Here is a 26,560-nt window from a genome sequence, read left to right on the forward strand (position 1 = left end):
AATTAAAATCTAAAAACAATTAATGGAATTAGCAATTAAGATCTTTCAATTTATATTAAGTATATCTATCTTAGTAATTCTTCACGAACTTGGGCATTTCTTACCCGCAAAATATTTTAAAACAAAAGTTGAAAAATTTTACCTCTTCTTTGACCCTTACTTTTCTTTAGTTAAGAAAAAAATTGGTGAGACAGAATATGGTATCGGCTGGCTTCCTTTCGGTGGATATGTGAAAATCGCCGGGATGGTAGACGAAAGCATGGATACTGAGCAGCTGAAGCAACCTGCACAGCCTTGGGAATTCCGAGCAAAACCAGCTTGGCAGAGATTAATCATCATGATGGGTGGAGTAACAGTAAACTTCTTTTTAGCCTGGATCATCTTCGGATGTCTTTCATACTTCAACGGCGAAACTACTTTTGATACCGCGAAAGTTGATGCTCCTATGAATTATACAAGCGTTGCAAAAGGAATGGGTTTTCAGGACGGAGATAAAATCTTAAAAGTTGATGGTAAAACTCAGAATAACCTTGATAAACTTGCTTTAGACGTTTTATTGAGCGACGAAGTCACAGTTTTGAGAAAGGGAAAAGAGGTAACATTTCCTACTAATGATGATGGTAAAGCAATGGCTTTCAGTGACGAAAATCCAAAAGCATTTCTTACTCCAAGAATGCCTGCTATAATTGATTCTATCTACAATCCTAAAACTGCACAAGCGGGATTAAAAGTTGGCGACCAGGTAGTTTCTGTAGATGGTAAGAAAATTACTTATTACGACGAATTTCAAGAAACCGTAAGAAACAACCCGGGGAAAAATCTAAAAGTAGATGTAATAAGAGCAGGTGCCGTTCAGCCGCTTATATTACCTGTATCAAAAGAAGGTACATTAGGATTAGCATCGTACAAGCAACTTAAAAAATTCTACGAAACAAAACATTTTACTTTCGGAGAATCCATTGGAAGAGGTTTCACAAGAAGTATTGAAAGTTTAACGTATCAGGTAAAACAGTTTAAACTGATCTTCAACAAAAAAGTTCAGGGCTATAAAAAAGTGGGTGGTCCATTAGCAATTATCAAAAATATGCAGGTAGAAAAGGCCAAAGACGGAAGTCTTTCTATTGACTGGACTTGGTTTTGGAGTTTTACAGCTATGTTTTCTGTATGGTTGGCATTTTTAAACTTAATTCCTATCCCGGGATTAGACGGTGGACACGTTATTTTCACTTTATATGAAATGATTGTAGGAAAACCAGTACCACAAAAGGTTTTAGAAAATGCCCAGATGGTAGGAGTTATCTTCCTGTTAGGCTTAATGTTACTGATTTTCGGCGCAGATATTTTTAAAATCGTTACCAATAAATTTTAATTTTTTCTAAAAATTTATTTAAAAAACTTGCGTGGTTTAAATATCAGTCCTATATTTGCACCACCTAAAAATAGGGACATTCCTCCTTAGCTCAGTTGGTTAGAGCATCTGACTGTTAATCAGAGGGTCCTTGGTTCGAGCCCAAGAGGAGGAGCAAAAAAGACTTACAGCAATGTAGGTCTTTTTTGATTTTAATACATTTGTTTTTTAATTAATTTAAAAATTTAAATTCCTGAAAAATAATCTGATAGCATGCTTCACGCAATTTTGCTCAAAAAATATTTGCTTGATATTACTTTTCATACTATCTTTGCACCACCTTAAAAGAGGAACATTCCTCCTTAGCTCAGTTGGTTAGAGCATCTGACTGTTAATCAGAGGGTCCTTGGTTCGAGCCCAAGAGGAGGAGCAAAAACCACAATCTACAACGATTGTGGTTTTTTTATGTGATGAAGTTAAATCATTACTCGGTTTCTAATTCAAATTTTCCAAAACCTTCTTCGGTACTTTTTTTCTTAAAAACAACTTTAATTTTCCCCCTAAATTTTATAATATTCCTCACAAAATAAAACATATATTATAAACCGACAAAAATCACTAAATTTGCCAACTTGATTAATCAACGAAATTGAGAAATTACAATGAGCCAATTTAAAGAATATAAAAACCTCAACCTGATAGACGTAGCCGAGAATGTTGCGGAATTTTGGAAAGCCAATAAAACCTTTGAAAAAAGTGTTGAAACACGTGAAGGAAATCCTGAGTTTGTGTTTTATGAAGGTCCACCTTCCGCAAACGGAATGCCCGGAATTCACCACGTTATGGCGAGAGCGTTGAAAGATATTTTCTGTCGTTACCAAACACAAAACGGGAAACAGGTTTTCCGTAAAGCGGGTTGGGATACGCACGGACTGCCCGTAGAACTTGGAGTTGAAAAAGAACTCGGCATCACGAAAGAAGATATTGGCAAAAAAATTTCGATTGAAGATTATAACAAAGCATGTCGTGAAGCGGTAATGCGTTATACCGATGTTTGGAATCACCTGACCGAAAAAATCGGATATTGGGTCGATCTTGAAGATCCGTATATCACGTACAAATCAAAATACATGGAAACCGTTTGGTGGCTTTTGAAGCAATTGTACAGCAAAGATCTGTTGTATAAAGGTTATACTATTCAGCCTTATTCTCCAAAAGCAGGAACCGGACTTTCTTCTCACGAAGTAAATCAACCCGGAGCTTACCGTGACGTTACCGACACAACGATTGTTGCACAATTTAAAACGCTGTCGGAAACATTGCCTGTATTTTTACAAGGTTTTGGAGACGTACATTTCTTAGCATGGACGACAACTCCATGGACTTTACCTTCGAATACTGCCTTAACTGTCGGACCTAAAATTGATTACGTTTTAGTTAAAACTTTTAACCAATATACTTTTGAGCCTGTCAATATTGTTTTGGCTAAACCTTTGGTTGGAAAACAGTTCGGGAAAAAATTCGTTGAGGGTACGGATGAGGATTTTGCAAATTACACTTCATCAAGCAAAACCATTCCTTTCCAAATTCTTGGAGAATTTAAAGGTTCTGATTTGGTTGGAATTAAATACGAACAACTTTTACCATACGCTTTACCGTACCAAAACCCAGAAAATGCTTTCAGAGTAATTTCCGGAGACTTTGTGACGACAGAAGACGGTACAGGAATCGTTCATACAGCACCAACTTTCGGTGCGGACGATGCGAAAGTTGCCAAAGAAGCGAAACCAGAAGTTCCTCCAATGTTGGTTTTAAATGAATTTGGAAATCCGGTTCCGTTGGTAGATTTACAAGGAAAATTCACTTCGCATATGGGAGATTTTGCTGGTAAATATGTAAAAAACGAATATTATGATGCAGGAACAGCACCCGAAAAGTCTGTTGATGTAGAAATTGCTATCCGTTTAAAAGAAGAAAATAAAGCTTTTAAAGTTGAAAAATACGTTCACAGTTACCCACACAGTTGGAGAACTGATGAGCCGCTTTTATATTATCCTCTGGATTCCTGGTTCGTGAAAATGACCGCGGTAAAAGACCGTTTGGTAGATTTAAACAAAGAAATCAATTGGAAGCCAAAATCAACCGGAGAAGGACGTTTCGGCAACTGGCTGGAAAACGTCAACGACTGGAACCTTTCCCGTTCAAGATATTGGGGAATTCCTTTGCCAATCTGGAGAACTGATCCTTCGACAGGCTCAGCTCAGGAAGAAATCATCATTGGTTCTGTTGAGGAATTATACAACGAAATCGAAAAATCTATCGCAGCAGGATTGATGAAAGAAAATCCGTTCAAAGGATTTGAGATCGGAAATATGTCTGAAGAAAATTATTCTTTAGTTGATTTACATAAAAATATCGTTGATAAAATAGTTTTGGTTTCAGAATCTGGGAAAGCGATGAACCGTGAGAGCGATCTGATCGACGTTTGGTTCGATTCGGGTTCTATGCCTTATGCGCAGCTGCATTATCCGTTTGAAAACAAAGAATTAATTGACAATAATAAAGCATTCCCTGCAGATTTCATTGCGGAAGGCGTTGACCAGACTCGTGGATGGTTTTATACACTTCATGCTATTGGAACCGCAGTTTTTGATTCAGTTGCCTATAAAAATGTGATGAGTAACGGACTTGTTTTGGATAAAAACGGTCTTAAAATGTCAAAATCTAAAGGCAATGCAGTTGATCCGTTTGAGACCTTAGCCGTTTATGGACCGGATGCAACACGTTGGTACATGGTTTCGAATGCAAACCCTTGGGAAAACCTGAAATTTGACATCGAAGGAATTGACGAAGTAAGAAGAAAGTTCTTTGGAACGCTTTACAACACGTATTCATTCTTCACTTTATATGCCAATGTTGACGGATTTAAATATGCAGAAAAAGACATTGAAAACCGTCCGGAAATCGACCGTTGGATTTTATCTGAATTGAATCTTTTAATTAAAGAAGTAAAAGCATTCTACGAAGATTACGAGCCTACAAGAGTTGCAAGATCAATCAGCACTTTTGTAAATGACAACTTAAGTAACTGGTATGTAAGATTATGCAGAAGACGTTTCTGGAAAGGAGATTATTCTGATGACAAAATTTCTGCTTACCAGACTTTATACACGTGTCTTGAAACTGTTGCGAAATTATCTGCACCAATCGCTCCATTCTTTATGGATCAGTTGTATCAGGATTTGAATGCAGCTACCGGAAAAGAAACATTTGAATCAGTTCACCTGACAGATTTCCCGGTTGCCGATGAAAGTTTAATCGATCAGGATCTGGTTGAGAAAACGCATTTAGCACAAAGCATTACAAGTATGGTTTTCTCTTTGCGAAAAAAGGAAAATGTAAAAGTGCGTCAACCTTTACAGAAAGTGTTGATTCCAGTTCTGGATAAGAAAACTGAAGAGCAGATTTTAGCGGTTTCAGAATTAATTAAACAAGAAGTTAACGTTAAAGAATTGCAGTTGATTAATGCTGAAGAAGCATCACATTTAATTGTAAAACAGATCAAACCAAATTTCAAAACATTGGGTTCCAGACTTGGAAAAGATATGAAAGTGGTTGGTAACGAAATTGCTAATCTTACTTCAGAAAAAATCTCATCTCTAGAGAAAGAAGGAAGTCTGGAAATTCAAGGTTATGAAATTACTACTGCTGATGTTGAGATTTCTACAAAAGATATTCCAGGGTGGACGGTAACTTCAGACGGAAAAACAACTGTGGCATTAGATTTGAAGATCACTGATGAGTTAAAATCTGAAGGTATTGCAAGAGAATTTATCAACAGGATCCAAAATCTCAGAAAAGAGAAAGATTTTGAATTAACAGATAGAATTAGCATCATTTTGGAAGAAAATAGTCCTTTTTTGGATCAAATCAAGCAAAATGAAGACTATATTTCATCTGAGGTCTTGTCGAATACAATAGAAATTGTACCTTCACTTTCAAGTTTTAACGAAATTGATATTGATGACATTAATTTTAAAGTAAATGTTGAAAAAAATTAACGTATAGTTATTGTTTTTTCAATTTCCAATTCATAATTTTATTAAAAAAGAAAAAGACCATGCAAGACGAAAGAGTAAGATATAACGATGCTGATTTACAGGAATTTAAAAAAATAATCAGAGAAAAAATAGAGAAAGCAGAAAAAGATCTGCAATTGATCAGAGAAAGTTTCATTAATGACCAGAATAACGGAACGGATGATACTTCACCTACTTTCAAAGCTTTTGAAGAAGGCGCAGAAACTCTGAGCAAAGAGCAAAACTCTATTTTGGCAGGAAGACAGGAGAAATTTGTGCGTGATCTTAAGAATGCTTTGATCAGAATAGAAAATAAAACCTACGGTGTTTGCAGAGTTACAGGAAAGCTTATTCCAAAGGAAAGACTTTTGGCTGTTCCACACGCTACTTTGAGCATCGAAGCTAAAAATATGCAGAGATAAAATTTTTATCTTATTTTTGTAAATAAATTATTGGGTTTATGAAATGTTGAATTACATTTCATAAACCTAATTTTTAATTATATCTATGAGCGAATATTTGATTTTAGGAATTATTATTATCGCCATTATATGGTTTTTAAACAGAGATAGGATCAAAAACAGATTCTATCCCGACAAACCAAAAAATCTGACGATAGATCAACAATTTAATTCTGATAAACGCGAAAGAGAAAAGGAAATCGACCGTCTTCTCAGTAAAATGGGTAAAAACGGAATCAATGATCTGTCTGCAAAAGACAGAAAAAGATTAGACGAACTTTCTAAACATTAATATTAAACACAAAGCGTTGCTAAAGTTTTGGCTTTAATACGTTTCAAATACATTAAAATGGAAGCATTAATTGTACACCCAAAAAACCAAATGGAGCTGAATGCGCTGAAAAGCGTAATGAAAGATATGGGAATTCGCTATGAAAAATTTCATACAAGAGGAATGAAAACTCAAACAGTAGAGAGAAAAGCTCCTGCAAAAAAAGAAAATCCTGTAAAAAACTTTAAAGACAAACCAAAGACCAATCTGTAATGAAAAAGATCTTAGCTATCACATTTCTTATATTATTTATAGATCAGGCTTCAAAAATTTATATTAAAACACATTTCAGTTTAGGCGAAAGTGTTTCTGTTTTACCATTTTTTAAACTTACTTTCGTAGAAAATCCAGGAATGGCTTATGGGCTACATTTTGGTGGCCTCATTGGAAAATACCTTCTTGTGGTTTTAAGACTTTTCTTAATCGGAGGAATGATTTATTTATTCAAAAAATGGCTGGCGCAGGGAGCATCAAACTATTTGATCATTCCGATGTCTATTATTTTTGCAGGAGCCATCGGAAATATCATTGACGGAATGTTCTACGGATTGATTTTCGACAGCGGAACAGTTTATGACGAAAGTATCGGCAGATGGATTGATTATGGTGGAATTTCTAAAATCACTTCTTTCGGGGACGGTTATTCTAATTTTATGAAAGGTTGCGTTGTTGATATGCTTCATTTCCCGTTGGTTGACTGGACAGTTCCTGAAAACTGGCCGGTAATTGGAGGAAAACACATCGAATTTTTTAAGTATATCTTTAATATTGCCGATTCTGCAATTACGGTTGGAGCTGCATTATTATTGATCTTCAGAAAGAAAGCTTTCCCGAATGGATTAGAATTTTAATCAATGAAAATTTTAAAAAAAATATTTTTTATCGGACTGATATTCCTAGGAGTATCAGTTCTTTTTATTTTCTGGGCCAACTTTAAGATTGATTCGGAATCAGAAGATTATGTGACTTCAGATTTATCAAAACTACCGAATAAGAAAACAGGCCTTTTGTTGGGAACAAGCAAGACCCTTTCAAACGGAAGTCCAAATGCTTATTTTTTCAATAGAATAGAAGCTGCAGTGAAATTATATAAATCCGGAAAAGTTCAAAATATCATTGTAAGCGGAGATAATTCTAAAAAAGATTACAACGAGCCCGAAGAAATGAAAAATGAGCTCATCAAAGCTGGTGTTCCCGCAGAAAGAATCTTCGAAGATTTTGCAGGTTTCAGAACTTTGGATTCTGTAGTTCGAGCGAAGGAAATTTTCGGACAAAATTCTTTTATTGTCATTTCACAAAAATTCCACAACGAAAGAGCAGTTTATCTTGCACGAAAAAACGGCATCGAAGCTTACGGTTACAATGCCGCAGATGTAAATAAATATGCCGGAATCAAAACTAATGCGAGAGAAAAATTAGCACGAGCAAAAGTTTTTTGGGATTTTATTTTTGGAGTAGAACCGAAATATGGAGGAGATAAGATTTTAATTCGTTAAAAGTTTACGCTCTATTTTAATCCTTCTTAAACCCTTTAATAGGGCAAAGCAAGAAATAAGTATTCCTTTTTTAGTAAACTTAAATAGTTTCCCTAAATTTGCAGTTCATTAATTTTTTAAAATATTTTAAAACAAATGTCAAGAATTCTTACCGGCATACAAGCCACCGGAACTCCGCACCTTGGAAACCTTTTAGGTGCTATTATTCCTGCTGTTGAATTATCAAAACAGTCTGGAAACGAATCATTTTTATTCATTGCAAATCTTCATTCGCTTACGCAGATTAAAGATGCAAAAGAACTTAAACAAAACACCTACGAAATTGCTGCGGCTTGGCTTGCTTGTGGATTAGATACAGAAAAAACATTCTTTTACAGACAGAGCGACATCCCTGAAACCTGTGAACTATCTTGGCATTTATCATGTTTTTTTCCTTATCAGAGACTGACTTTAGCGCATTCTTTTAAAGATAAAGCAGACAGACTTCAGGATGTGAATGCAGGTTTATTTACCTATCCAATTTTAATGGCAGCAGATATTTTGTTGTATGATGCAGAAATCGTTCCCGTAGGAAAAGATCAGCTTCAACATTTGGAAATTGCACGTGATGTCGCTTCAAGATTCAATAATCAAATGGGAGAAGTTTTGGTTTTGCCTCAGGCTGAATTGCAGGAAGACACCAAATATGTCCCTGGGGTGGACGGTCACAAAATGTCAAAATCCAGAGGAAACATCATCAATATTTTCTTACCTGAAAAGGAATTGAAAAAACAGGTCATGAGCATCGAAAGTGATTCTAAATCTTTAGAAGAACCAAAAGATCCGTCTACAGATAAGACTTTTGCTATTTTTGAATTAATTGCTACACCGGAACAGACTGAAGAATTAAGAGCTAAGTATTTAGCAGGAAATTTCGGTTACGGTCATGCTAAAAAAGAACTTTTGGATTTAATTCTGACAAGATTTGAAAAAGAAAGAGAACTATTTTCTTACTATATGAACAATCTTGATGAACTGGAATCAAAACTTCAGGAAGGCGCAGTAAAAACAAGAGCAATTGCTACTCAAACCATTCAGCGAGTACGAGAAAGTTTGGGAATTTAATCTGAATACTTCTAATAAATAACGTTTCGGCGGCACCCTTTGGTGCCCCGAAACTGTTTTTCAATATGGTTTTATAAATATTCTTTAATTTGTAAAAGATGTTCAATAACTTTTAAATTTTCACGATCTGGATTTTCATTTAAAACATTAAAGAAAATCACATCTATTCCAAAATTCTGTGCTCCAACCACATCAGCAACCCAGTCGTCGCCAATCAATATACTTTCATCTTTTTCAGCTTTCGCAAGATTTAAAGAATATTCGAAAATTTCAGGATTTGGTTTTCTAATTCCTACAGAATCTGCACTGGTGATGGTGTTGAAGTAGTGATCAATTCCGGACAAAATACATTTTCTCTCCGTCACTTCCTGAAAGCCGTTTGATATAATGTGAAGCGTATAATCTTTAGATTTTAAATAATCTAAAATAACCTCCGCACTTTCTACCAAATGATTATAATTAAGAATTTTATCTAAAAAATGTTCTTCAAAAAACATCGACAATGTCAAATCATCAATTTCGAAACGTTTGAAAGTATCGTAGAAACGGTGTTTTCTGAGATATTCCTTATCAATTTCACCGTCTCTTATTTGCTCCCAAAGTCTTTCATTGATTTCGTGGTAAACAGAATGAAATTCTTCAAAATCAATGTTGTATTTTAATGTAATTTCTTCCTTTTCAAAAAGATCTTTGATGGTAAGATAAGCGTTTTTACGGTGATCCCAGAGTGTATTATCGAGATCAAAAAAAATGTGCTGAATTTTCATACAGCACAAAATTAATGATTAATTTTTTGAAATGTGACAAAGATTACTTTTGGTCTTTATCACATCAAGATTTTTTGAGAAACTTAGCAAAAAATCAATGGTTTGTTTTTTGGGTTTCAAACTTTTCATTTTTAAAGAATCGTTATTTTTCATAGGCAAAAATTGTTTTTTCTTTAAAACGAAGAAGTAAGTGAATTATTATCTTGTTAAGATAATATTATTTTCCTCCATGATTTTTCTTAAGTTAATTAATGCGTACCGAACACGTCCTAAAGTCGTATTAATACTCATATCTGTGTGTTCTGCGATTTCTTTAAAACTCAACCCGTCAAAAAACCTGAGTTTTATCACCTCTTGCTGATTTTCCGGAAGACACTGCAACATTTTAAGCAAATCTTCCTGAATTTGTAAACTCACCAGCTGATCTTCGATATTTTCTGATGGCTCCCGAATGAGATCAAAAATCGAAAACTCCTCATTATCGAAGGTCGTCTCCGAAACTTTTACATTTTTAGATTTTGCTCTGAAATGATCAATAATAAGATTTTGGGCAATTCTTTTCGCCCAAAGAATAAATTTACCTTCTTCATTATAACGACCTTCTTTCAGCATAATAATGATTTTAATAAATGTATCCTGGAAAACATCATTTGCCAAATCTTCATCATTTATTTTGTAAAGAATAAATGAAAAGAGGTCTTTCTGATGACGATGTATAAGGGTTGATAATGCTTCTTCGTCTCCTTGTTGGTAAAGAGATATTAATAGGCTATCTGTTGACTTCATGACTTTTCTTCTCAGTATTTATCTTGTAGACTTACAGTCTCCCAACATTCTGTTAGGTTTTTTGTCAGCTACAAGTTGTATTAGAGTAAAGTCGTGTCAATAAGCATTTTAATTATGTTGTAAATATAAATAAAATTTTAATAACTGTTAACAATTTATTAAATATTTAGAACAAATTTGTAAAAAAATCTACTTAAACATATCATGTAAGAATGCTGTCGGTAGATTTAGTGTGAAATTAATATTTAAACCTTTTAATTCTTTACCATTTAATGTGCTATCTGCTATTGAAAATGCATAACCACCCGTCAAATCTAAAAGACCAAAAAGCGAAACTCCGATTTTGGGAGCAACATATTTATTTGTTCCTTCAACTCCTGCCAGAAAATAATAAGAATGCTTAAAGTCAACGTTTTTTTCAAAATTCAACAAAACATCGGCATTCACTTTTGGCATGATCGCAAATTCAGAATTGGCAGATCCCATCAACGCAGATGCTCCCAGACGGTAAATGACGTCGTCAGTTTTAAGAAAAAGCAACTTCCCTCCTACTTCTCCGAAGCTTTGATTTTGATAAACATAGCCTACATTCACCATTTTATGTATCGTAACCTGAGCTTTTGAAAAAGCATTTAAAAAACATATACACACGATTGCCGCTACCCAACGAAAGTTCTTCATCCTATTTTATTTAAAACGTAAATTTAAAAAAAACTGCCTTATCTCATGAAGATAAAGCAGTTTATATATCTAAAAGAAAATATTAAATTCCGAAAGCGGATTTAATTTCTTCTACTTTGTCTAATTTTTCCCAGGTAAAGAATTCCAGACCTGTAAGAGTTAGTTCATTTTTATGACCTTTATTGAAAGTTTTATCAGCAACAAAATGCTCTCTTCCCATGTGACCGTAAGAAGCAGTTTCCTGATAAATAGGATTTCTCAACTTCAAATTTTGCTCTATTGCATAAGGTCTAAGATCGAAAATTGTAGAAACTTTTTTAGCAATTTCTCCATCATTCAAATCTGTTTTTGAAGTTCCGTAAGTGTTGATGTACAAACCACAAGGTTCAGCAACACCAATTGCATAAGAAACCTGTACCAAAACTTCATCTGCAACACCTGCAGCTACTAAATTCTTAGCAATGTGTCTTGTTGCATAAGCAGCACTTCTGTCAACTTTTGAAGGATCTTTTCCAGAGAAAGCACCACCACCGTGAGCTCCTTTTCCACCGTAAGTATCAACGATGATTTTTCTTCCTGTCAAACCTGTATCTCCGTGAGGACCTCCGATTACGAATTTTCCGGTTGGATTGATGTGATATTTAATTTGATCGTTGAATAAAGCTTTGATTTCCTCAGTCTGCAAAGCAACAACTCTAGGAATCAAAATATTTTTGATGTCTTCTCTGATTTTATTCAGCATTTCCTCTTCAGCAGCAAAATCATCATGCTGAGTAGAAACTACGATAGAATCAATTCTTACCGGTTTGTGATCGTCAGAATACTCGATTGTTACCTGAGATTTCGCATCCGGACGAAGATATTTTATTTCAGAATCTTCTCTTCTTATCGCAGAAAGTTCTTTAAGAATTGTATGTGCCAAATCCAAAGCCAAAGGCATATAATTTGCCGTTTCGTTGGTTGCATAACCGAACATCATTCCCTGATCGCCAGCTCCTTGTGCATTTGCTTTAGCTTCGAAAGACTCGTCATTTACAGCTCTGTCGACACCTTGATTAATATCCGGAGATTGCTCATGAATTGCAGAGATCACCCCGCAAGAATCACCATTGAACATATATTCACCTTTTGTATAACCAATTCCGTTGATTACTTCTCTTGCAATCGTCTGTACATCGAGATAAGCACCAGATTTTACCTCACCTGCCAAAACTACCTGACCCGTAGTCACCAAAGTTTCACAAGCTACTTTTGAAGTTTTGTCGTATGCTAAAAAATTATCGATTAGTGCATCAGAAATCTGATCGGCAATTTTATCCGGATGACCTTCTGAAACTGATTCAGACGTAAATAAATAAGACATATTATTCTTGTATTTTTAAATTAAATGTAGAAGAAAAAAATGAATAACTGCCCAGAAAAAGCTAAAAAGAATATACTGTTTTAGCATTTTTTTAGAGAGGTTGCAATCAGGTCAAATTTTTCCTCGTTAATAACGATGGCAAATTTAAGCACTATTTTCGTAATACTCAAAACTTTTGCCAGGTAATTGTAATTTTCTTGAAATTAATGATTTAGATCAGTTCTGATCAGGATTACTGAGGTTTGATGCTCACGTAATCTTTAGGATTTTCATTATAATTAAGCTTTTCGGAAAGTGAATTTTTTATAAATGTTCCTAATTCATCAATAATTTTCTGCTTAAAGGTCGGCTTATAATAAATGATACTGATTTCTCTGTAAGGGAAAGGCTTTTTAAACCTGAAAACTTTGCTTTTTTGCTCTTCAGACAATTGATTTAAAGCTAATTCCGGCAAAATACTGATTCCGCCAACTTTATCAACCATGTGAACTAATGTCTGAATATTAGAAGCTAAGAAATCAAGATTTTTTGGCTTTAATCTGTTTTCTTTTAGATGGCAGATATTTTCAAACTGATTTCTCAGGCAGTTTCCTTCTTCTAAAAGCCAAACTTTTTCAACATTCAATTCATCGGGAACGATAAATGTATTTTTCTTATTCGCTTCGGTGTCTGAACTGTAAATCATCAGCTCTTCATTAAATAAGAAATCCTGATAAAATTCGTTGGCATTATCGTAAGGAGTAGAAATTATTCCTGCATCTAATTCACCAGACTTTAAGGCTTTAATAATATTATCTGTGGTCATTTCTTTCACATTCATCAGAATTTTCGGATTCTCTTCGAGGAAATGAAAAATTTCTGTTGGTAAAATAAATGATGAAACGGTCGGGATAATCCCCAAGTTAATAGTTCCGCCCAAAATATTATTCAATAGATTGGCCTTATTTTTAAGCTCATTGACGGCTTCGATAATTACCTTTGCCTGATCTATGATTTGTAACCCTACATCTGTGGTGCGGATTGGGTGAGTTGTTCTGTCAAAAACCTTCACATCCAGCTCATCCTCAAACTTCTGTATCATTGCACTTAACGTTGGCTGGGTTATAAAACAAGCCTGAGCAGCTTTACCAAAATGTTTGTACTTATCGACAGCGATAAGATATTCCAATTGCTGAATGTTCATTTGATTAATATTATCTATGACAAAGATATGATGTTTTTGGCAGAACCAATTAAAAATTCGAGTAAATTTGATAATTATTAGGCTGATTACAGCTCTTTAAATTATCAATAATGATCAAAATATAATTCTATGGATTCTAAGAAATTAACTTCAAGCAGCGGTGCACCTTATTATGAGCATCAAGACTCACAAACTGTAGGTTCCCGAGGTCCTGTTTTGCTGCAAGACTTCATTCTACAGGAAAACCTTGCTCATTTTGTGAGAGAAAGAATCCCGGAAAGAATAGTTCACGCCAAAGGAAGCGGTGCTTACGGAAAATTTACGGTAACCCATGATATCTCAAAATATACAAAAGCAAAACTTTTTTCTCAGATCGGAAATTCTTGTAAAATGTTCGCACGTTTCTCAACCGTTGGTGGTGAAAAAGGAAGTGCAGACACTGCAAGAGATCCTCGAGGATTTGCTCTTAAATTTTATACTGAAGACGGAAACTGGGATTTAGTAGGTAATAATACGCCCGTTTTCTTTATTAAGGATGCTAAAAAATTTCCAGATTTTATTCATACTCAGAAAAGAGTTCCGAAAACTAATCTTAAAAGCCCGACCATGATGTGGGATTTCTGGAGTCTGAACCCGGAATCACTTCATCAGGTTTTAATTTTAATGTCTGAAAGAGGAACGCCTTACGGTTACAGGCACATGCACGGATTTGGGACTCACACATTCTCGATGATCAATGCTGGCAACGAAAGAACTTGGGTGAAATTTCATTTTAAAACAAAGCAGGGTATAAAAAACTTCACCAACGAAGAGGCTACAAAAATGGCAGGTGAAAACCCAGACTTTGCCCAGGAAGATCTTTGCAATGCCATTGACAGCGGCGACTTCCCAAAATGGACGATGTATATTCAGACGATGACCGAAGAACAGGCAAACGAATTCAGATGGAATCCTTTTGACATTACAAAGGTCTGGTCTCAGGCAGATTTCCCACTTATTGAAGTAGGTGAAATGGAATTAAATGAAATCCCAAATAACTTTTTTGCGCATGTGGAACAATCGATATTCTCACCAAGTAATTTAATCAACGGAATCAGTTTCTCACCAGATAAAATGCTTCAGGGAAGATTGTTTTCTTATCCCGATGCTCACCGATACAGAGTTGGAGTGAATGCACACTTATTAGAAGTTAATAGATGTCCTTTTGCTGTAAATAATTATCAGAGAGACGGTTTTATGGCAGATTCCAGCGAGTATCAGGACAAACCAAACTATCATCCTAATAGTTTTGACGATATTCAACCGGATTCTTCATATAAAGATTTCGAATATGAGCTAGACAGTAAGCACGTAGCGAATTTTAATAGAAATGAAAATGATGATGACCACTACACGCAACCAGGATTGTTATATACAAAAGCAATGAATCAGGAAGACAGAGATCACTTGGTAAAAAACATCATCGATCATATGAGCGGCATAGACGGCCCAAAAAGAGATGAAATCATCAACCGCCAGCTTTGTCATTTTTTCAGAGCAAACATTGAACTTGGGATGAAAGTAGCGTCTGGTTTGAGCATCAATATTGATTCTAATATGATGAATCACACAAAATAAATTAGATAAAGTAATAGAAAAAGGGAAAAAATATATTTTTTTCCCTTTTTTATGCAAAAAAATCTTTAATTTGCAGGTTATTAAAGATATAGGCACTTAATGAGCTACGATAATATAATATTAGAAAAAGAAGATAAAATTGCGGTTGTGACGATTAACAGACCTGAAAGTCTGAATGCTCTGAACGCAAAGACAATAAAAGAAATAAGTTCTGCGTTAGATTTAATAGCTGCTGATGACGAAGTAAGGGTATTAATTTTAACAGGAAGTGGTGAAAAATCTTTTGTAGCAGGAGCCGATATCAAAGAATTCAGTGATTTTAATCAGGAAAAAGCAGAAGAGCTGGCGAAAAACGGACAGGAAATTCTATTTAACAAAATTGAAAATCTTTCAAAACCTGTAATTGCAGCGGTAAACGGTTTTGCATTAGGTGGTGGTCTAGAATTAGCAATGTCGTGTCATATAAGATACGCATCTGAAAATGCGCGCATGGGACTTCCTGAAGTTACATTAGGCCTTATACCGGGATATGGAGGAACTCAGAGACTTCCCAAGTTGGTAGGAAAAGGAATAGCCAATGAGATGATTTTCTCAGCAAAGATGATTCCTGCGCAAAAAGCAAAAGAAATCGGTCTTGTAAATGAAGTTTATACAATCGACGAACTTTTAACAAAAACGAAGGAACTGGCAAAGGTGATTTCTAATAATTCTCCTATGGCAATCTCTAAAGCAATACATGCGACCAATCTATCAGACACAGATAAAGGCTTTGAAACTGAAATTAAATATTTCGGAGAGCTTTTTGAAATGGAAGATAAAAAAGAAGGAGTTTCGGCTTTCCTTGAAAAAAGAAAACCGAATTTCTAAATATATCATATCACAAATTATTTCGAAATCAATTGATGCAGACGTACAGTAAGTTTGACAAAGCTTATCTAAAAATGGCTCTCGAATGGGCAAAACTCTCCTACTGCGAAAGAAAACAGGTAGGTGCTCTTATCGTAAAAGATAGGATGATTATTTCAGATGGTTACAATGGTACCCCTTCAGGATCAGAAAACTGCTGCGAAGATGAAAACGGAAAAACACATTGGTACGTTTTGCATGCAGAAGCAAACGCAATTTTGAAATTAGCCGGATCTACCCAATCAGCAAGCGGAGCTACATTATACCTCACGCTATCACCCTGCAAAGATTGCAGCAAACTGATTTTACAGGCCGGGATTAAGAAACTTGTCTACATCAACGCGTATTCAGACAATGAAGGAATAACATTTTTACAAAACCACGGAATAGAAATAATACAAGTATCAGAAAATGAATTATAAATAAAAAAAACACAACACAATGACTTGGGATGAAAAAATTAAAGACTTTGAAATTTTTCTACGATTCGAAAGAAATTTCTCAGAAAACACACTTGATGCTTACGTAAGAGACATCAAAAAACTTAAAGAATATGCAGAAGAAGATCTGGAAAACATCGGCCCCGATGTTATTTCTTACGATAATCTTCAGGAATACATCTTTAAACTATCCAAACAGAAATTCAGCGAAAGATCTCAGGCGAGATGGATCTCTTCTATCAAAGCTTTTTTCAGATTTCTGCTGGAGGACGAGATACGAGAAGACAATCCGTCATCACTTCTGGAAGGTCCAAAATTAGGACTTTATTTACCTGACACATTGAGTCTTACCGATATCAATAAAATCATCGATGCAATTGATATGAGTACAGATCTCGGACAGAGAAATCACTCTATTGTAGAAGTACTCTACGGCTGTGGATTGCGTGTATCAGAGCTTATTGACGTTAAAATCTCGAATATCAACTTTAAGGAGAATTACATTAAAGTAGTAGGAAAAGGAAATAAAGTACGTTTTGTCCCTTTGGCTCATTACACTGCAGATTTACTAAAATCTTACATTCGCGAGGCTCGTTCGAAAATCAAGATCAACAAAAAGCATGAAGATACTTTGTTTCTAAACAGCAGAGGAACATCAATGTCTAGAGTGATTGTTTTTCTTATTATTAAAGAATTAACGGACAAAGCCGGTGTAAGCAAAAAAATATCTCCTCACACTTTCAGACATTCATTTGCAACGCATCTAATGCAGAATGGTGCAGATCTTCGTTTTATACAGGAAATGCTGGGACATTCCAGCATTACAACAACGCAGGTATATACGCATTTGAAGACTGAAGAACTTCGTGATGTGATATTAACCTTTCACCCTAGAAACAAGACTAAAATTGTTGAATGAAAATATTGAAATTTTGCCCTAATTGTGGCAAAGAATCATTGAATTGGGACGGCGAAAAAAAATGGAGCTGTCCCAATTGCAATTTCACCCTACACAGTAACGTTGCAGGAGCAGTTGCTGTTGTGATAAGGTTCGGGGATGAAGTTTATCTTACCAGAAGAAATCAGGAACCCAAAAAAGGTAAATTAGATTTGGCAGGTGGTTTTGTAGATCCTAAGGAAAGTGCAGAGCAAACTTGCAAACGCGAACTTTTTGAAGAGCTGCAGCTTGATATAGATATTGATAAGCTCAAGTATCTCACAAGTCTTCCCAATGTGTATCAATACAAAGAGATAGATTATAATACGATCGATCTTTTCTACGAATACGAAGTTTCGGAAAAATTTGAAGTAAATTTAGCGCTCTCCGAAATCTCGGAAACACATTGGATTTCCTTACAAGAACTCAATCCGGATGATATAGCTTTTGACTCTCAGAAAATATTTTTTAAAGAATATTTAAAAAAATTCTAAAAAAAAAACTCCCGCATTTTATTAATGTGGGAGTTTTAATTTTAATAAGATTTAGTTTCAATAATTTCTTCAAAATATTTGACTAAAACTTTCCGATCTGCATCAGATAAATTGGCATCTTCGTGATAAATAATGTACGCCGGCAAAGGCATCGATTTATTCTCCAGCGTCTGAACAGTTTTCTTCAGCATACTTTCCTTTAATTCTTTATTATAGGAACTCCAAACCGAGAAGTTAAGATGTTCCCGACCTTCGTTGATATGATCTTTAACAGACCACGAAAAAGGAGCAATATAAGCGTATTTGGGATAAACTGTTTCATTTGAATGACAATCATAACAAGCATTTTTTAGTAATGCTGCAACCTTGGGTGGCGATTTCTTGACGTCAATAAAATTAACTGATTTATTGATTGGCTGGTTAGTCTTATCAACGGGGATAAACTGAATGATCGCAAAGGAAACAAAAATCCAGAAAACTACTTTTTTGAATGTTTTCATTATCGGGTTAATTGTCTCGTGTTATTTAATCTCGTACTGTTATTCAAATTTGTACTGTTGTTATTATTATTATTCAAATTATTCTGATTGGTCTTGTTATCCTCTTTTTCAGTAGGCTTTGGTGCTTTTACACCTTCAAATACTCTTTTATCATTAAGATCCCAGGTTTCTTTTGTTTCCCATAAAGGCCTTGCAACCACCATTTTGTAATAGATATAAGAATCTTCTGCAAAAGTCTCGTTTACAAAATCTGCCTCATCCCAATGATTATTTTCATTGTTATCTACCAAAATTCTGACAATATAATCGCCAGGTTTTACAATACTAAAATCAGCCTGTGCGCCGCTAGTATATTTTTGATAAACAGCTTTTTCCGAAGAGTCTAAAAGCTGAATCCAATATTTTGTCTTTGGCTCATTCGTAAGAGTAAAATTGAGACTACCATAATTTTCAACTTTATCAGCCTCAAAATCAAATCGTTTCGATTCTGCATTTTTTTCGTAAAAAGAAGAAACCGTGGTTTTAGGAATTGTCAGTTGATATTTTTTACCCGCTACAAAATCAGACTGTACCAAAATTTCATAAGGATTTGAAGATGAAACTTTTGCCGTAAAATTCTGACTGATGCTATCTGTCTTTAACGTCCACTTTTCGGAGTCAATCTTATCTACAACATAATTTGAGATCAGCCTGAAATCTGTCTTAGGAGGCAAAAGCGAGCCGCCGATATTATTATCGACCGTCATTTTGTTTTTAGTGTTGTATTTGTAGAACACCGATGTAGAATCTTTTTTGCCGTCAGCTTCGTAGCCAAACTTGAGATTTTCGGTTACTGTTTGTCCGACATCACTTTTTACGGCATCAAACCATATACGTACAGAATCAGATTTTGATCTGTGTGTAACTTTAAAATCCTGGAGTTTTTCGTTTCTAGAAGTCACTTTCACATCTGTAGGATTTCCTTCAAATGCCATGAGGATTCCACCCGGAATTTCCTTTAATTCAGGTTTTTTAAATGCTTTTTTGGAAGGATATAATTTTAAATTTAAACCTGAAATTGATTTCTCAATATTGACTGTATCTTTTCTGAAGCCTATCTTTTCTTTCCCCGGATCGTAGGTAGAGTTTCCGTTTTCATCATCAAACGCGATGATTTTATATTTTCCGGGAGCCAGATAATTCAGTTCGTAGTAACCGTCATCATCGACTTTGGTAATGTAATAAGGTTTCTTTTTATAGTCGATCGTGTCTTTTAGCTGATAAAGACCTACAACCATTTTGTTTTCGCTGTTGTTCTGTTTTGTAATTGCAAAAGCATCTTTCACCTCGCCGCTCATGTACAGATCATCCAGCTTTTCGCCTGTAGAAAAAGCGAAATTAAAATATCTGAGTATATTTCCTTCACTATTGTCTGCAATTGAATTTCCAAAGTTAAAATTGTACGTAGTATTGGCCTGAAGTGTGTCTGACCATTGAATAATCAAAAACTTATTGGCAATATTTGAAGGAAGGATTCTGGTAACATTCTCAATTGGCGGAGAAATGTTGAGGTTTTTACTCACATCTTTCAGCGTAATATATTCATCAAAGTCTATTCTCAGTTCCTTGATATCTCTCTTTATATTAATTCTCGTCGTATCAATATTTGAACTTAAAAACCTTGGAGCTATCGTATCTTTCGGTCCGCCGATAGGAGAACCCACTCTCGCACATGAAAGTACAAGAAAACTGGCAATCAGTAAGAGAAAAATTCTTTTCATGAATATATTTGAACAAAAATAAACATTATTCTCCAAAAACTTCCGTTCCTGTTTTTAATGTATCTTTATTATCATTCATAATATGTATCAGCTTATCTTTTTGCGGTGGAAAATCTTCAAATAAACCTGCCAGAGCAAGAGCTGTATACACTTTCCCGGAATATTTATTCCCAATTGCAACGATGGTAACTTTAGATTTTAAAAGATGAGCAAAAACAGAATTTGTGCCGTGCCACCAACCATTATGATAAGTCAGTTTTTCTCCGTTATCAAAAATTTTCATTCTGAATCCTAAACCATAATTATTCTGCCCGGCTTTTTCGTTGCTGTATGGTTCGAATATCATTGCTTTTAATTCCGGTTTCAGAAAATCTTTCGAAAACATTGCTTTTGAAAATGCATATAAATCTCTTGGCGTCGTATACACATTTTTGTCACCATAAATTAAATCTAACCGGTCTAAAGGATACAATCTGTTTCCACCATAATAAAATGACTGAGCTGCTGTCGGAATATCTTTTTCTTGAAAAATGTAGCTGTTCGTCATTTTTAGAGGAGTGAAAATCATCTCTTTCATCGCCTGAGGAAAAGGCGTTTTTGTCACTTTCTCAATCAGTAGAGCCAAAAGAGCAAAGTTGGTATTGCAATACATAAAGCCGGTATCTGTCTCACGTGCAAGATCTGGTTTGTATTTGACAAGCATATTCAAAACATCCTGATTGGTAATATATGTTTTTGAAAGCTCTGCCGGAGCCGGCTGTATTTTTGTGATGAAATATTCGTATTTCGGCAGTCCGCTTCTTTGATCTAATAAAGTCTGAACCGTAACATTCGGATACGGAAACCCTGGAAAAAACTGAGTGAGATGATCAGATAATTTTATCTTTCCTGCTTCCACCAATTTCAGCATTGCCATTGCCGTCAAAGTTTTTGAAACTGAAGCTACATGCAAAGGTGTATTTTTATCAATAGGATTTTGATTTCCCTCTCTCGCGAAACCACGATAGTTTTCAAATAAAATCTCGTTGCCTTTTGCTACTAAAACGCCACCGCTGAGATCTCCGCTTTCCCAAACTTTCTTATAATACTGATCAATGTAGTTGGTAATAAAATCTTTATTCGACAGTACTGCATCTTCAGGAGAAAACACTTTTCCCAAATCTACATTACCGTAATTCGGAAGATTGGTGCTGTTTTCTATAAGAGATTCTTTATTTTCGGATTTGTTTTTACAAGAAAAAAGAAATAAAAATAAGGTTGCAGCGAGTACAAAAGTAAGCTTCTTCATGAGTTTCAAAAATGAGTGGCAATTTAATAAAACTCAAAATGATTCCTGAAAAATCATTACAAATTATGAATTATTTAACATAATCACAAATAACTAATTGCAATAAGACCCCAAGATTTTATCAACAATAACCTTCGCTAATTTTTGCTTGCTCTGATGTGTCCAGCCAGCAATATGAGGTGTTACGATGGTTTTTTCTGAATGTAAAAGATAATTTAAATCTTCATTTTCTGTCTCTAAATTCTCAAACGATGCTTTCTCGTATTCCAAAACATCAAGACAAGCTCCCTTAACTTTGCCTGATTCCAAAGCTTTAACTAAACTTTTCGTTTCCACATTCTTTCCTCTTGCCGTATTCACAAAATAGAAATTGTTTTTCATTTCAGAAATAAATATATCATCTATTAAATAATTTGTAGAATCCGTCAAAGGAATGTGCAAACTGAGTACCTCAGCCTCATTTTTCAATTCTTCTAAAGAAACCTGCGTTGCATATTCATCAGAAAGATCAGTTAAAATATCATGAAAAATCACTTTACAACCAAAACCGGAAAGTCTTTTTGCCGTAGCTTTTCCCATATTTCCGTAACCGATTAATCCTACTGTTTTCCCCAGCAATTCGTCACCTCGGTTTTCTTCACGCAGCCAAATTCCGTTTTTCACTTCGTTGGATGCGATGAAAAGTCGATTCATTAAAATTAAAAGCATTCCAACAACATGTTCGGCGACAGAATCTCTGTTACCTTCTGGAGAATTAATTAACTGAATTCCTAATTTTTCGGCAACAGGAATATCGATATTTTCCATTCCGGCTCCTACTCTTGCAATGAATTTCAGATTTTTCGCTTTCTCTAAAAAGTTTTTATCTAAAGGAATTCTGCTTCTGATAATTACTCCATCATACTTTTGAATCTTAGCGCAGACCTCATCGTAAGAAGAGGTAAAATCTTCTTCCAGAATAAAATTTTTTGCTAAAAGCTGTTCGGTGATAAGTGGATGGTTTTTATCTAAAAGTAGAATTTTCATTTTTCAAATATTAACTATTGACATTTCGTCTTAAAATACAAAACTCTGCACAGATTGATTGTTTTGTATGTTATCAAGCTGGGCAGATTCGTAAATCACCATTAATTTATCTTAAATAGGATCTTGGAACAATTTTTTAAGTTCCACAGATTCAGAAGGTTTCATTCTTCCTGAAAGAATCAGAGAAAGCTCTTTTCTTCTTAAAGCAGCATCAAATCTTTCCACTTCAAGTTCGGTTTCAGGCTCCATTGCAGGGATTGGAATCGGTCTATTGAATTCATCAACTGCTACGAAAGTATAAATTCCTTTATTGGTCTGTATTTTTTTATGATTGATGGGGTCGTCTAGCCAAACATCCACATAAATTTCCATTGAAGTAGAAAATGCACGAGAAACTTTAGATTCCATAACGACAATTCCGCCTTCGGGAATTGGGTGATCAAACGAAACATGATTTACAGATGCGGTAACTACTCTTCTTTCACAATGTCTTGTTGCAGAAATTGACGCACAACGATCCATTCTTGCCAACAATTCTCCTCCGAAAAGGTTCCTCAACTGGTTGGTATCATTGGGAAGTACAATATTCGTCATGATCGTCAACGAATCTGACGCTTTTTTTATTTTTGCCATCTTGATTTTCTTTTTTTGTACTTGGGTCTCCAAGTTTTTGCTGCCTTTTTGATAGAATCTGTTTTCAGAGAATCTGTTTTAAAAGCTTTAATAGAATCTGCTTTTTTAATCTGCGCCGAATCAATTTTTACGGGAACTTTCTTTTCAATTCTCTTTGTTTTAGTCTGTATAGAAACATCATCAAAAGATTTTTTTCCAAAGATCAAATCTTGCTGAGTGTATGCTAAATACAACATTCCCAAAACCGGAACAATAAAAAGGAAAATCCAGAGGATCGATTTGTTGAACATATAATCTTTCTCGGTATTTTTTGGAGTTTCAAAAGTTTCACCTTTGTTAAAATCTGAAAAATGTATTTCTTCCAACCCATAAAAATCGGGATGATCAGATTCCAGACGGTTTCCTTTAAAATGAAGTTGTCCGTCTTCTATAAAAATTGTTCCGAGATTCTGAATCTCCAAAACCTGCTCAGCCTGAATTTTTTTCTTCCAAAAATCGGTCTGAATCTGCAATTCGCTCTCTGCAACTTCCTTGGAAACAGATTTCTGACTCGCTATAAACTGCGCCAAATCATCAGACAAAATCTGATAATCTGAATGAAATGCAATTTTTGTAGATGGCGGAAGAATGCTTCCGTTTTCTGAGTTGATGACTGCTTTAGAATTTTCCAGGGAAAACACACCAAACATAGGAACAGTAACTGTTCCAAATTGTTTCAAATAGTCTAAAATGTAGGCTGAAATATTCATTTGGTCGCAAATTTATAACTTTTTCATGACTTTTTCAGAGATTTGTTTGTGTCATATATTATGAAGTGAGCTTCCCGAAGATTACAAAGATCTGTGTAGAATTTTTTGTCTTTGTTTGCGATTATTTAACGCAAAGAAAGACAAAGCTTTTTTCAGTAAGCAACATTTAGATAAAGAGAAACAAAGGCATTTCATTTAAGAAAGAAAAACCATGTATATTACCTAGATTCAAAACTAAAAATAAATTAAAATGGGTCAATAATTATAAATAAAAAAAGGCCGCCGAAGCAGCCCTCAAAAATTTAATCTGAACTTAACTGAAATATAATAATATGAATGGTGTCTGATCTAATTATTGAATTTTCCAGCTGATCCCGAACATAAAGTTGGTTCCTGCCTGAGAAAAATAAATCGGTCCGTCATAAACGTAACCGTTGTTTACGTATTTCTGATTAAAAATATTATTGACCAAAAGTTTCAAAGCGACATCATGCTTTGCAACTTTAAACTGATACTGAGCATTAAAATCCGTCAGAAGATAGTCTTTCAACTGTAAGTCCTGAGTTTCCGTGTTGTCTAAATACTGTTTCCCAACATATTGATTCATCAGCGCAAACTGGAAATTTTTATTAGGATTAAATTTCAATCCTAAGTTGGCAATAACGTTGGGTGAAAAAGAGATTTCTGTATTTCCCAATTGATTAACGACCGTTTCGTTTTCAATTCTGAAATCAAGATTTCTGTTTTGGCTTACACTTACATTTCCCGAAATCTCCCATTGTTTTGAAAGTTTTGCCAAAGCTCCGACCTCAATTCCTCTTCTGTAGCTTTTCCCGGAATTGGTTCTGATGAATTCTCCGATATTGCTGATCTGCCCGTTTAAAACCAACTGATTAAGATAATACATATAATAAAGATTGGCTGTGAACGCAACTTTTCCGAACTGTTTTTCGATTCCAGCTTCAAAATCGTGAAGCTTTTCAGATTTCACGTCATTATTTGCGATCAAATCATCCCGATTCGGTTCTCTTTGCGCATGAGCGTAAGAAATGAATACTTTTCCGTTGCCTAATTTATAATTTACGCCCGCTTTTGGATTAAAAAACAGCCAGTTTTTATTTAAATCTGCACCTTCGCCATCACCTTCCACTAATATTTCTGTGTCGTAATCGATGTTTCTTAATTGTAGATCTAAGAAGAAATCAAAGTCATTTACTTTCAACAAACCCTTAGCAAAACCAGCCACTTCATTTTTCACGGAACGGTTTCTGTAATATTCATGCTCCTGAATCTGAGGAACAAAAACATCGGTTACATTTCCATAATGTCTTCCGTAATATTGATTTCCGACAACGCCGAAATTCAGATCAAGATTGTCAAACTTTCCGTATAGCGTTGAAACAATCCCGTAGAAATCATTATTCAGCCATTTTTTTCTGATAAAATCTGAATATTCTTCACCGTTGAAATCAGGCAGAGCGTATCTTGCATAAGGATCTCCCTGCTTGTAGTTTTCGTAATATCCTCTTCCTTTTGTGTAGTGCAAAGTGGTTTCTAAATTCCATTTTTCATTAAGACCTTGCTCCCAAAGTAATTGATAATGATTTTGTCTATAATTATCGGTTTCATTATCGTAAAATCCAGAAATATCTCCGTTTGTATCATAAATTGCTCCAGAAGGATTGAATCTTGGATTGGTTTCCCAGGTTTTTCTATCAACACCGTTCCAGGCCTGATATGTTTTTTCTTTTCCACCAAAAGCCATCAGACGAAGTTTTGTTTTTCCTTCTTCAAATAGAGCGGTAAAATTGTAAGAATTTAAATCTGAAAAAGCTCTGTCGATATATCCGTCTGAATGAATATTGGTATATCGTCCCATTACAGAAAGTCGGTCTTTCCAGAATTTTCCCGAGCCAACCTCAGCAGAGTATTTGTAGGTATTGAATGATCCGTAGCTGTCATCTGTTTTAAGATAAAACTTCTCTTCCGGATCTTTTGAAATCACATTAATACTCGCTCCAAAAGCAGAAACTCCATTGTTTGAAGTTCCGACACCTCTCTGGATAACAATTTGCGATGCAGAACTCGTCAAATCCGGAACATTGACAAAAAAAGTTCCCTGACTTTCAGAATCGTTAAACGGAACGCCATTCATCATGACATTAATTCCTCTTCCGGCAACTCCCCGAATTCTAAAACCCGTGTAGCCTACTCCGTTTCCGGCGTCAGAAGTGGAGATAATGGAAGTTTGATTTTTTAAGAGAATTGGTAAATCCTGACCAAGATTTCTGGTGTCGAGATCTTTTTGTACATTAATGATTTCTTTGGCGACGGGAAGTCGTTTTGTAAAGTTGACAGCTTCAATTTCTCTGATTTTCAGAGAATCTGTGTTCTGAGTTTGTGCTAAACCCAGAGAACTTGCGGTAAGTCCTAAAAAAATAAATCCTTTCATTCTTATAAATTTTAAAAATTTAATGGAATAAAAGGGGCGATTATGATGAAGAATGAGTAATGTTTAATATTTAGAGAATTACTTATTCTAATTACTCATTGCTCATTTTTTAACTTCCCTAAACAGCATTATCTGTTCCAGGTTCATTGGGTATAATCT

General features: G+C 34.9%; 25 protein-coding genes and 2 tRNA genes. 15 read left to right on the forward strand and 12 right to left on the reverse strand.

What is annotated here, in order from left to right:
* Nucleotides 1-22: 22 nt before the first annotated feature.
* The 10 genes from rseP (at nt 23) to trpS (ending at nt 8,819) form a co-directional block, all read left to right on the forward strand.
* Nucleotides 23-1,369 carry an RIP metalloprotease RseP gene (gene rseP / locus PGH12_RS11510; RefSeq protein ID WP_267596781.1) on the forward strand — a complete coding sequence of 449 codons (1,347 nt, stop codon included), beginning with the start codon at nt 23-25 and terminating at the stop codon, nt 1,367-1,369.
* Nucleotides 1,370-1,449: 80 nt separating this feature from the next.
* Nucleotides 1,450-1,523, forward strand: a tRNA-Asn gene (locus PGH12_RS11515).
* Nucleotides 1,524-1,704: 181 nt separating this feature from the next.
* Nucleotides 1,705-1,778, forward strand: a tRNA-Asn gene (locus PGH12_RS11520).
* Between the two features lie 232 nt (nt 1,779-2,010).
* Nucleotides 2,011-5,409 (forward strand): isoleucine--tRNA ligase, encoded by a 3,399-nt coding sequence (gene ileS, locus PGH12_RS11525; protein WP_267596780.1) that lies wholly within the window; start codon nt 2,011-2,013, stop codon nt 5,407-5,409.
* A 59-nt stretch (nt 5,410-5,468) separates the two neighbouring features.
* A complete protein-coding gene (locus PGH12_RS11530; protein ID WP_267596779.1) occupies nt 5,469-5,849 on the forward strand; it encodes a TraR/DksA family transcriptional regulator in 381 nt (126 codons plus the stop codon).
* 85 nt (nt 5,850-5,934) lie between these two features.
* Complete coding sequence (locus PGH12_RS11535) at nt 5,935-6,180, forward strand: DUF6576 domain-containing protein (protein ID WP_267596778.1); 246 nt, start codon at nt 5,935-5,937, stop codon at nt 6,178-6,180.
* 57 nt (nt 6,181-6,237) lie between these two features.
* Nucleotides 6,238-6,432 (forward strand): DUF2683 family protein, encoded by a 195-nt coding sequence (locus PGH12_RS11540; protein WP_267596777.1) that lies wholly within the window; start codon nt 6,238-6,240, stop codon nt 6,430-6,432.
* On the forward strand, nt 6,432-7,070 hold the full coding sequence (locus tag PGH12_RS11545; protein WP_267596776.1) for a lipoprotein signal peptidase: 639 nt from the start codon (nt 6,432-6,434) through the stop codon (nt 7,068-7,070). Before PGH12_RS11540 ends, PGH12_RS11545 begins: the two co-directional genes overlap by 1 nt.
* 3 nt (nt 7,071-7,073) lie before the next feature.
* Complete coding sequence (locus PGH12_RS11550; RefSeq protein ID WP_267596775.1) at nt 7,074-7,715, forward strand: SanA/YdcF family protein; 642 nt, start codon at nt 7,074-7,076, stop codon at nt 7,713-7,715.
* 135 nt (nt 7,716-7,850) lie between these two features.
* Nucleotides 7,851-8,819, forward strand: coding sequence for a tryptophan--tRNA ligase (gene trpS, locus PGH12_RS11555; protein WP_267596774.1), 969 nt, complete (start codon nt 7,851-7,853; stop codon nt 8,817-8,819).
* Nucleotides 8,820-8,890: 71 nt separating this feature from the next.
* Here trpS and PGH12_RS11560 read toward each other — a convergent pair whose 3' ends face one another.
* The 5 genes from PGH12_RS11560 to PGH12_RS11580 form a co-directional block, all read right to left on the reverse strand.
* Nucleotides 8,891-9,586, reverse strand: coding sequence for a YjjG family noncanonical pyrimidine nucleotidase (locus tag PGH12_RS11560; RefSeq protein ID WP_267596773.1), 696 nt, complete (start codon nt 9,584-9,586; stop codon nt 8,891-8,893).
* A gap of 198 nt (nt 9,587-9,784) precedes the next feature.
* Nucleotides 9,785-10,372, reverse strand: coding sequence for an RNA polymerase sigma factor (locus PGH12_RS11565; protein WP_267596772.1), 588 nt, complete (start codon nt 10,370-10,372; stop codon nt 9,785-9,787).
* A 189-nt stretch (nt 10,373-10,561) separates the two neighbouring features.
* Nucleotides 10,562-11,053: a hypothetical protein gene (locus PGH12_RS11570; protein ID WP_267596771.1), complete on the reverse strand. Its 492-nt coding sequence runs from the start codon at nt 11,051-11,053 to the stop codon at nt 10,562-10,564.
* A gap of 82 nt (nt 11,054-11,135) precedes the next feature.
* The gene (gene metK, locus PGH12_RS11575; RefSeq protein WP_267596770.1) at nt 11,136-12,416 is read right to left on the reverse strand and encodes a methionine adenosyltransferase; all 1,281 of its coding nucleotides are present in this window, start codon (nt 12,414-12,416) and stop codon (nt 11,136-11,138) included.
* A gap of 232 nt (nt 12,417-12,648) precedes the next feature.
* Complete coding sequence (locus PGH12_RS11580) at nt 12,649-13,599, reverse strand: LysR substrate-binding domain-containing protein (RefSeq protein ID WP_267596769.1); 951 nt, start codon at nt 13,597-13,599, stop codon at nt 12,649-12,651.
* Between the two features lie 129 nt (nt 13,600-13,728).
* Here PGH12_RS11580 and PGH12_RS11585 point away from each other — a divergent pair, with 129 nt between their 5' ends.
* From PGH12_RS11585 to PGH12_RS11605, 5 genes are all read left to right on the forward strand, one after another.
* Nucleotides 13,729-15,216: a catalase gene (locus PGH12_RS11585; RefSeq protein WP_267596768.1), complete on the forward strand. Its 1,488-nt coding sequence runs from the start codon at nt 13,729-13,731 to the stop codon at nt 15,214-15,216.
* Nucleotides 15,217-15,315: 99 nt separating this feature from the next.
* A complete protein-coding gene (locus PGH12_RS11590; protein WP_267596767.1) occupies nt 15,316-16,083 on the forward strand; it encodes an enoyl-CoA hydratase-related protein in 768 nt (255 codons plus the stop codon).
* A gap of 35 nt (nt 16,084-16,118) precedes the next feature.
* Entirely contained in the window at nt 16,119-16,544 is a 426-nt protein-coding gene (locus PGH12_RS11595) for a deoxycytidylate deaminase (protein ID WP_267596766.1), read from the forward strand.
* A gap of 19 nt (nt 16,545-16,563) precedes the next feature.
* Nucleotides 16,564-17,481 (forward strand): site-specific tyrosine recombinase XerD, encoded by a 918-nt coding sequence (xerD, locus tag PGH12_RS11600; protein WP_267596765.1) that lies wholly within the window; start codon nt 16,564-16,566, stop codon nt 17,479-17,481.
* Nucleotides 17,478-17,993 carry an NUDIX hydrolase gene (locus tag PGH12_RS11605; RefSeq protein ID WP_267596764.1) on the forward strand — a complete coding sequence of 172 codons (516 nt, stop codon included), beginning with the start codon at nt 17,478-17,480 and terminating at the stop codon, nt 17,991-17,993. The genes xerD and PGH12_RS11605 overlap by 4 nt, the downstream gene beginning before the upstream one ends.
* Before the next feature lie 41 nt (nt 17,994-18,034).
* Here the strand turns inward: PGH12_RS11605 and PGH12_RS11610 are convergent, their stop codons facing one another.
* The 7 genes from PGH12_RS11610 to PGH12_RS11640 form a co-directional block, all read right to left on the reverse strand.
* The gene (locus PGH12_RS11610; RefSeq protein ID WP_267596763.1) at nt 18,035-18,493 is read right to left on the reverse strand and encodes a heme-binding domain-containing protein; all 459 of its coding nucleotides are present in this window, start codon (nt 18,491-18,493) and stop codon (nt 18,035-18,037) included.
* Nucleotides 18,493-20,253, reverse strand: coding sequence for an Ig-like domain-containing domain (locus PGH12_RS11615; protein WP_267596762.1), 1,761 nt, complete (start codon nt 20,251-20,253; stop codon nt 18,493-18,495). Before PGH12_RS11615 ends, PGH12_RS11610 begins: the two co-directional genes overlap by 1 nt.
* 25 nt (nt 20,254-20,278) lie before the next feature.
* Entirely contained in the window at nt 20,279-21,541 is a 1,263-nt protein-coding gene (locus PGH12_RS11620) for a serine hydrolase domain-containing protein (protein WP_267596761.1), read from the reverse strand.
* Between the two features lie 93 nt (nt 21,542-21,634).
* Nucleotides 21,635-22,567, reverse strand: coding sequence for a 2-hydroxyacid dehydrogenase (locus PGH12_RS11625; RefSeq protein WP_267596760.1), 933 nt, complete (start codon nt 22,565-22,567; stop codon nt 21,635-21,637).
* A gap of 111 nt (nt 22,568-22,678) precedes the next feature.
* Complete coding sequence (locus PGH12_RS11630; protein WP_267596759.1) at nt 22,679-23,200, reverse strand: acyl-CoA thioesterase; 522 nt, start codon at nt 23,198-23,200, stop codon at nt 22,679-22,681.
* Entirely contained in the window at nt 23,188-23,949 is a 762-nt protein-coding gene (locus tag PGH12_RS11635; RefSeq protein ID WP_267596758.1) for an HU domain-containing protein, read from the reverse strand. The genes PGH12_RS11630 and PGH12_RS11635 overlap by 13 nt, the downstream gene beginning before the upstream one ends.
* A gap of 352 nt (nt 23,950-24,301) precedes the next feature.
* Nucleotides 24,302-26,401: a TonB-dependent receptor gene (locus PGH12_RS11640; protein ID WP_267596757.1), complete on the reverse strand. Its 2,100-nt coding sequence runs from the start codon at nt 26,399-26,401 to the stop codon at nt 24,302-24,304.
* Nucleotides 26,402-26,560 lie beyond the last annotated feature (159 nt).

Origin of the sequence: Chryseobacterium sp. CY350, assembly GCF_027945075.1 — a bacterium.
Classification (GTDB): domain Bacteria; phylum Bacteroidota; class Bacteroidia; order Flavobacteriales; family Weeksellaceae; genus Chryseobacterium.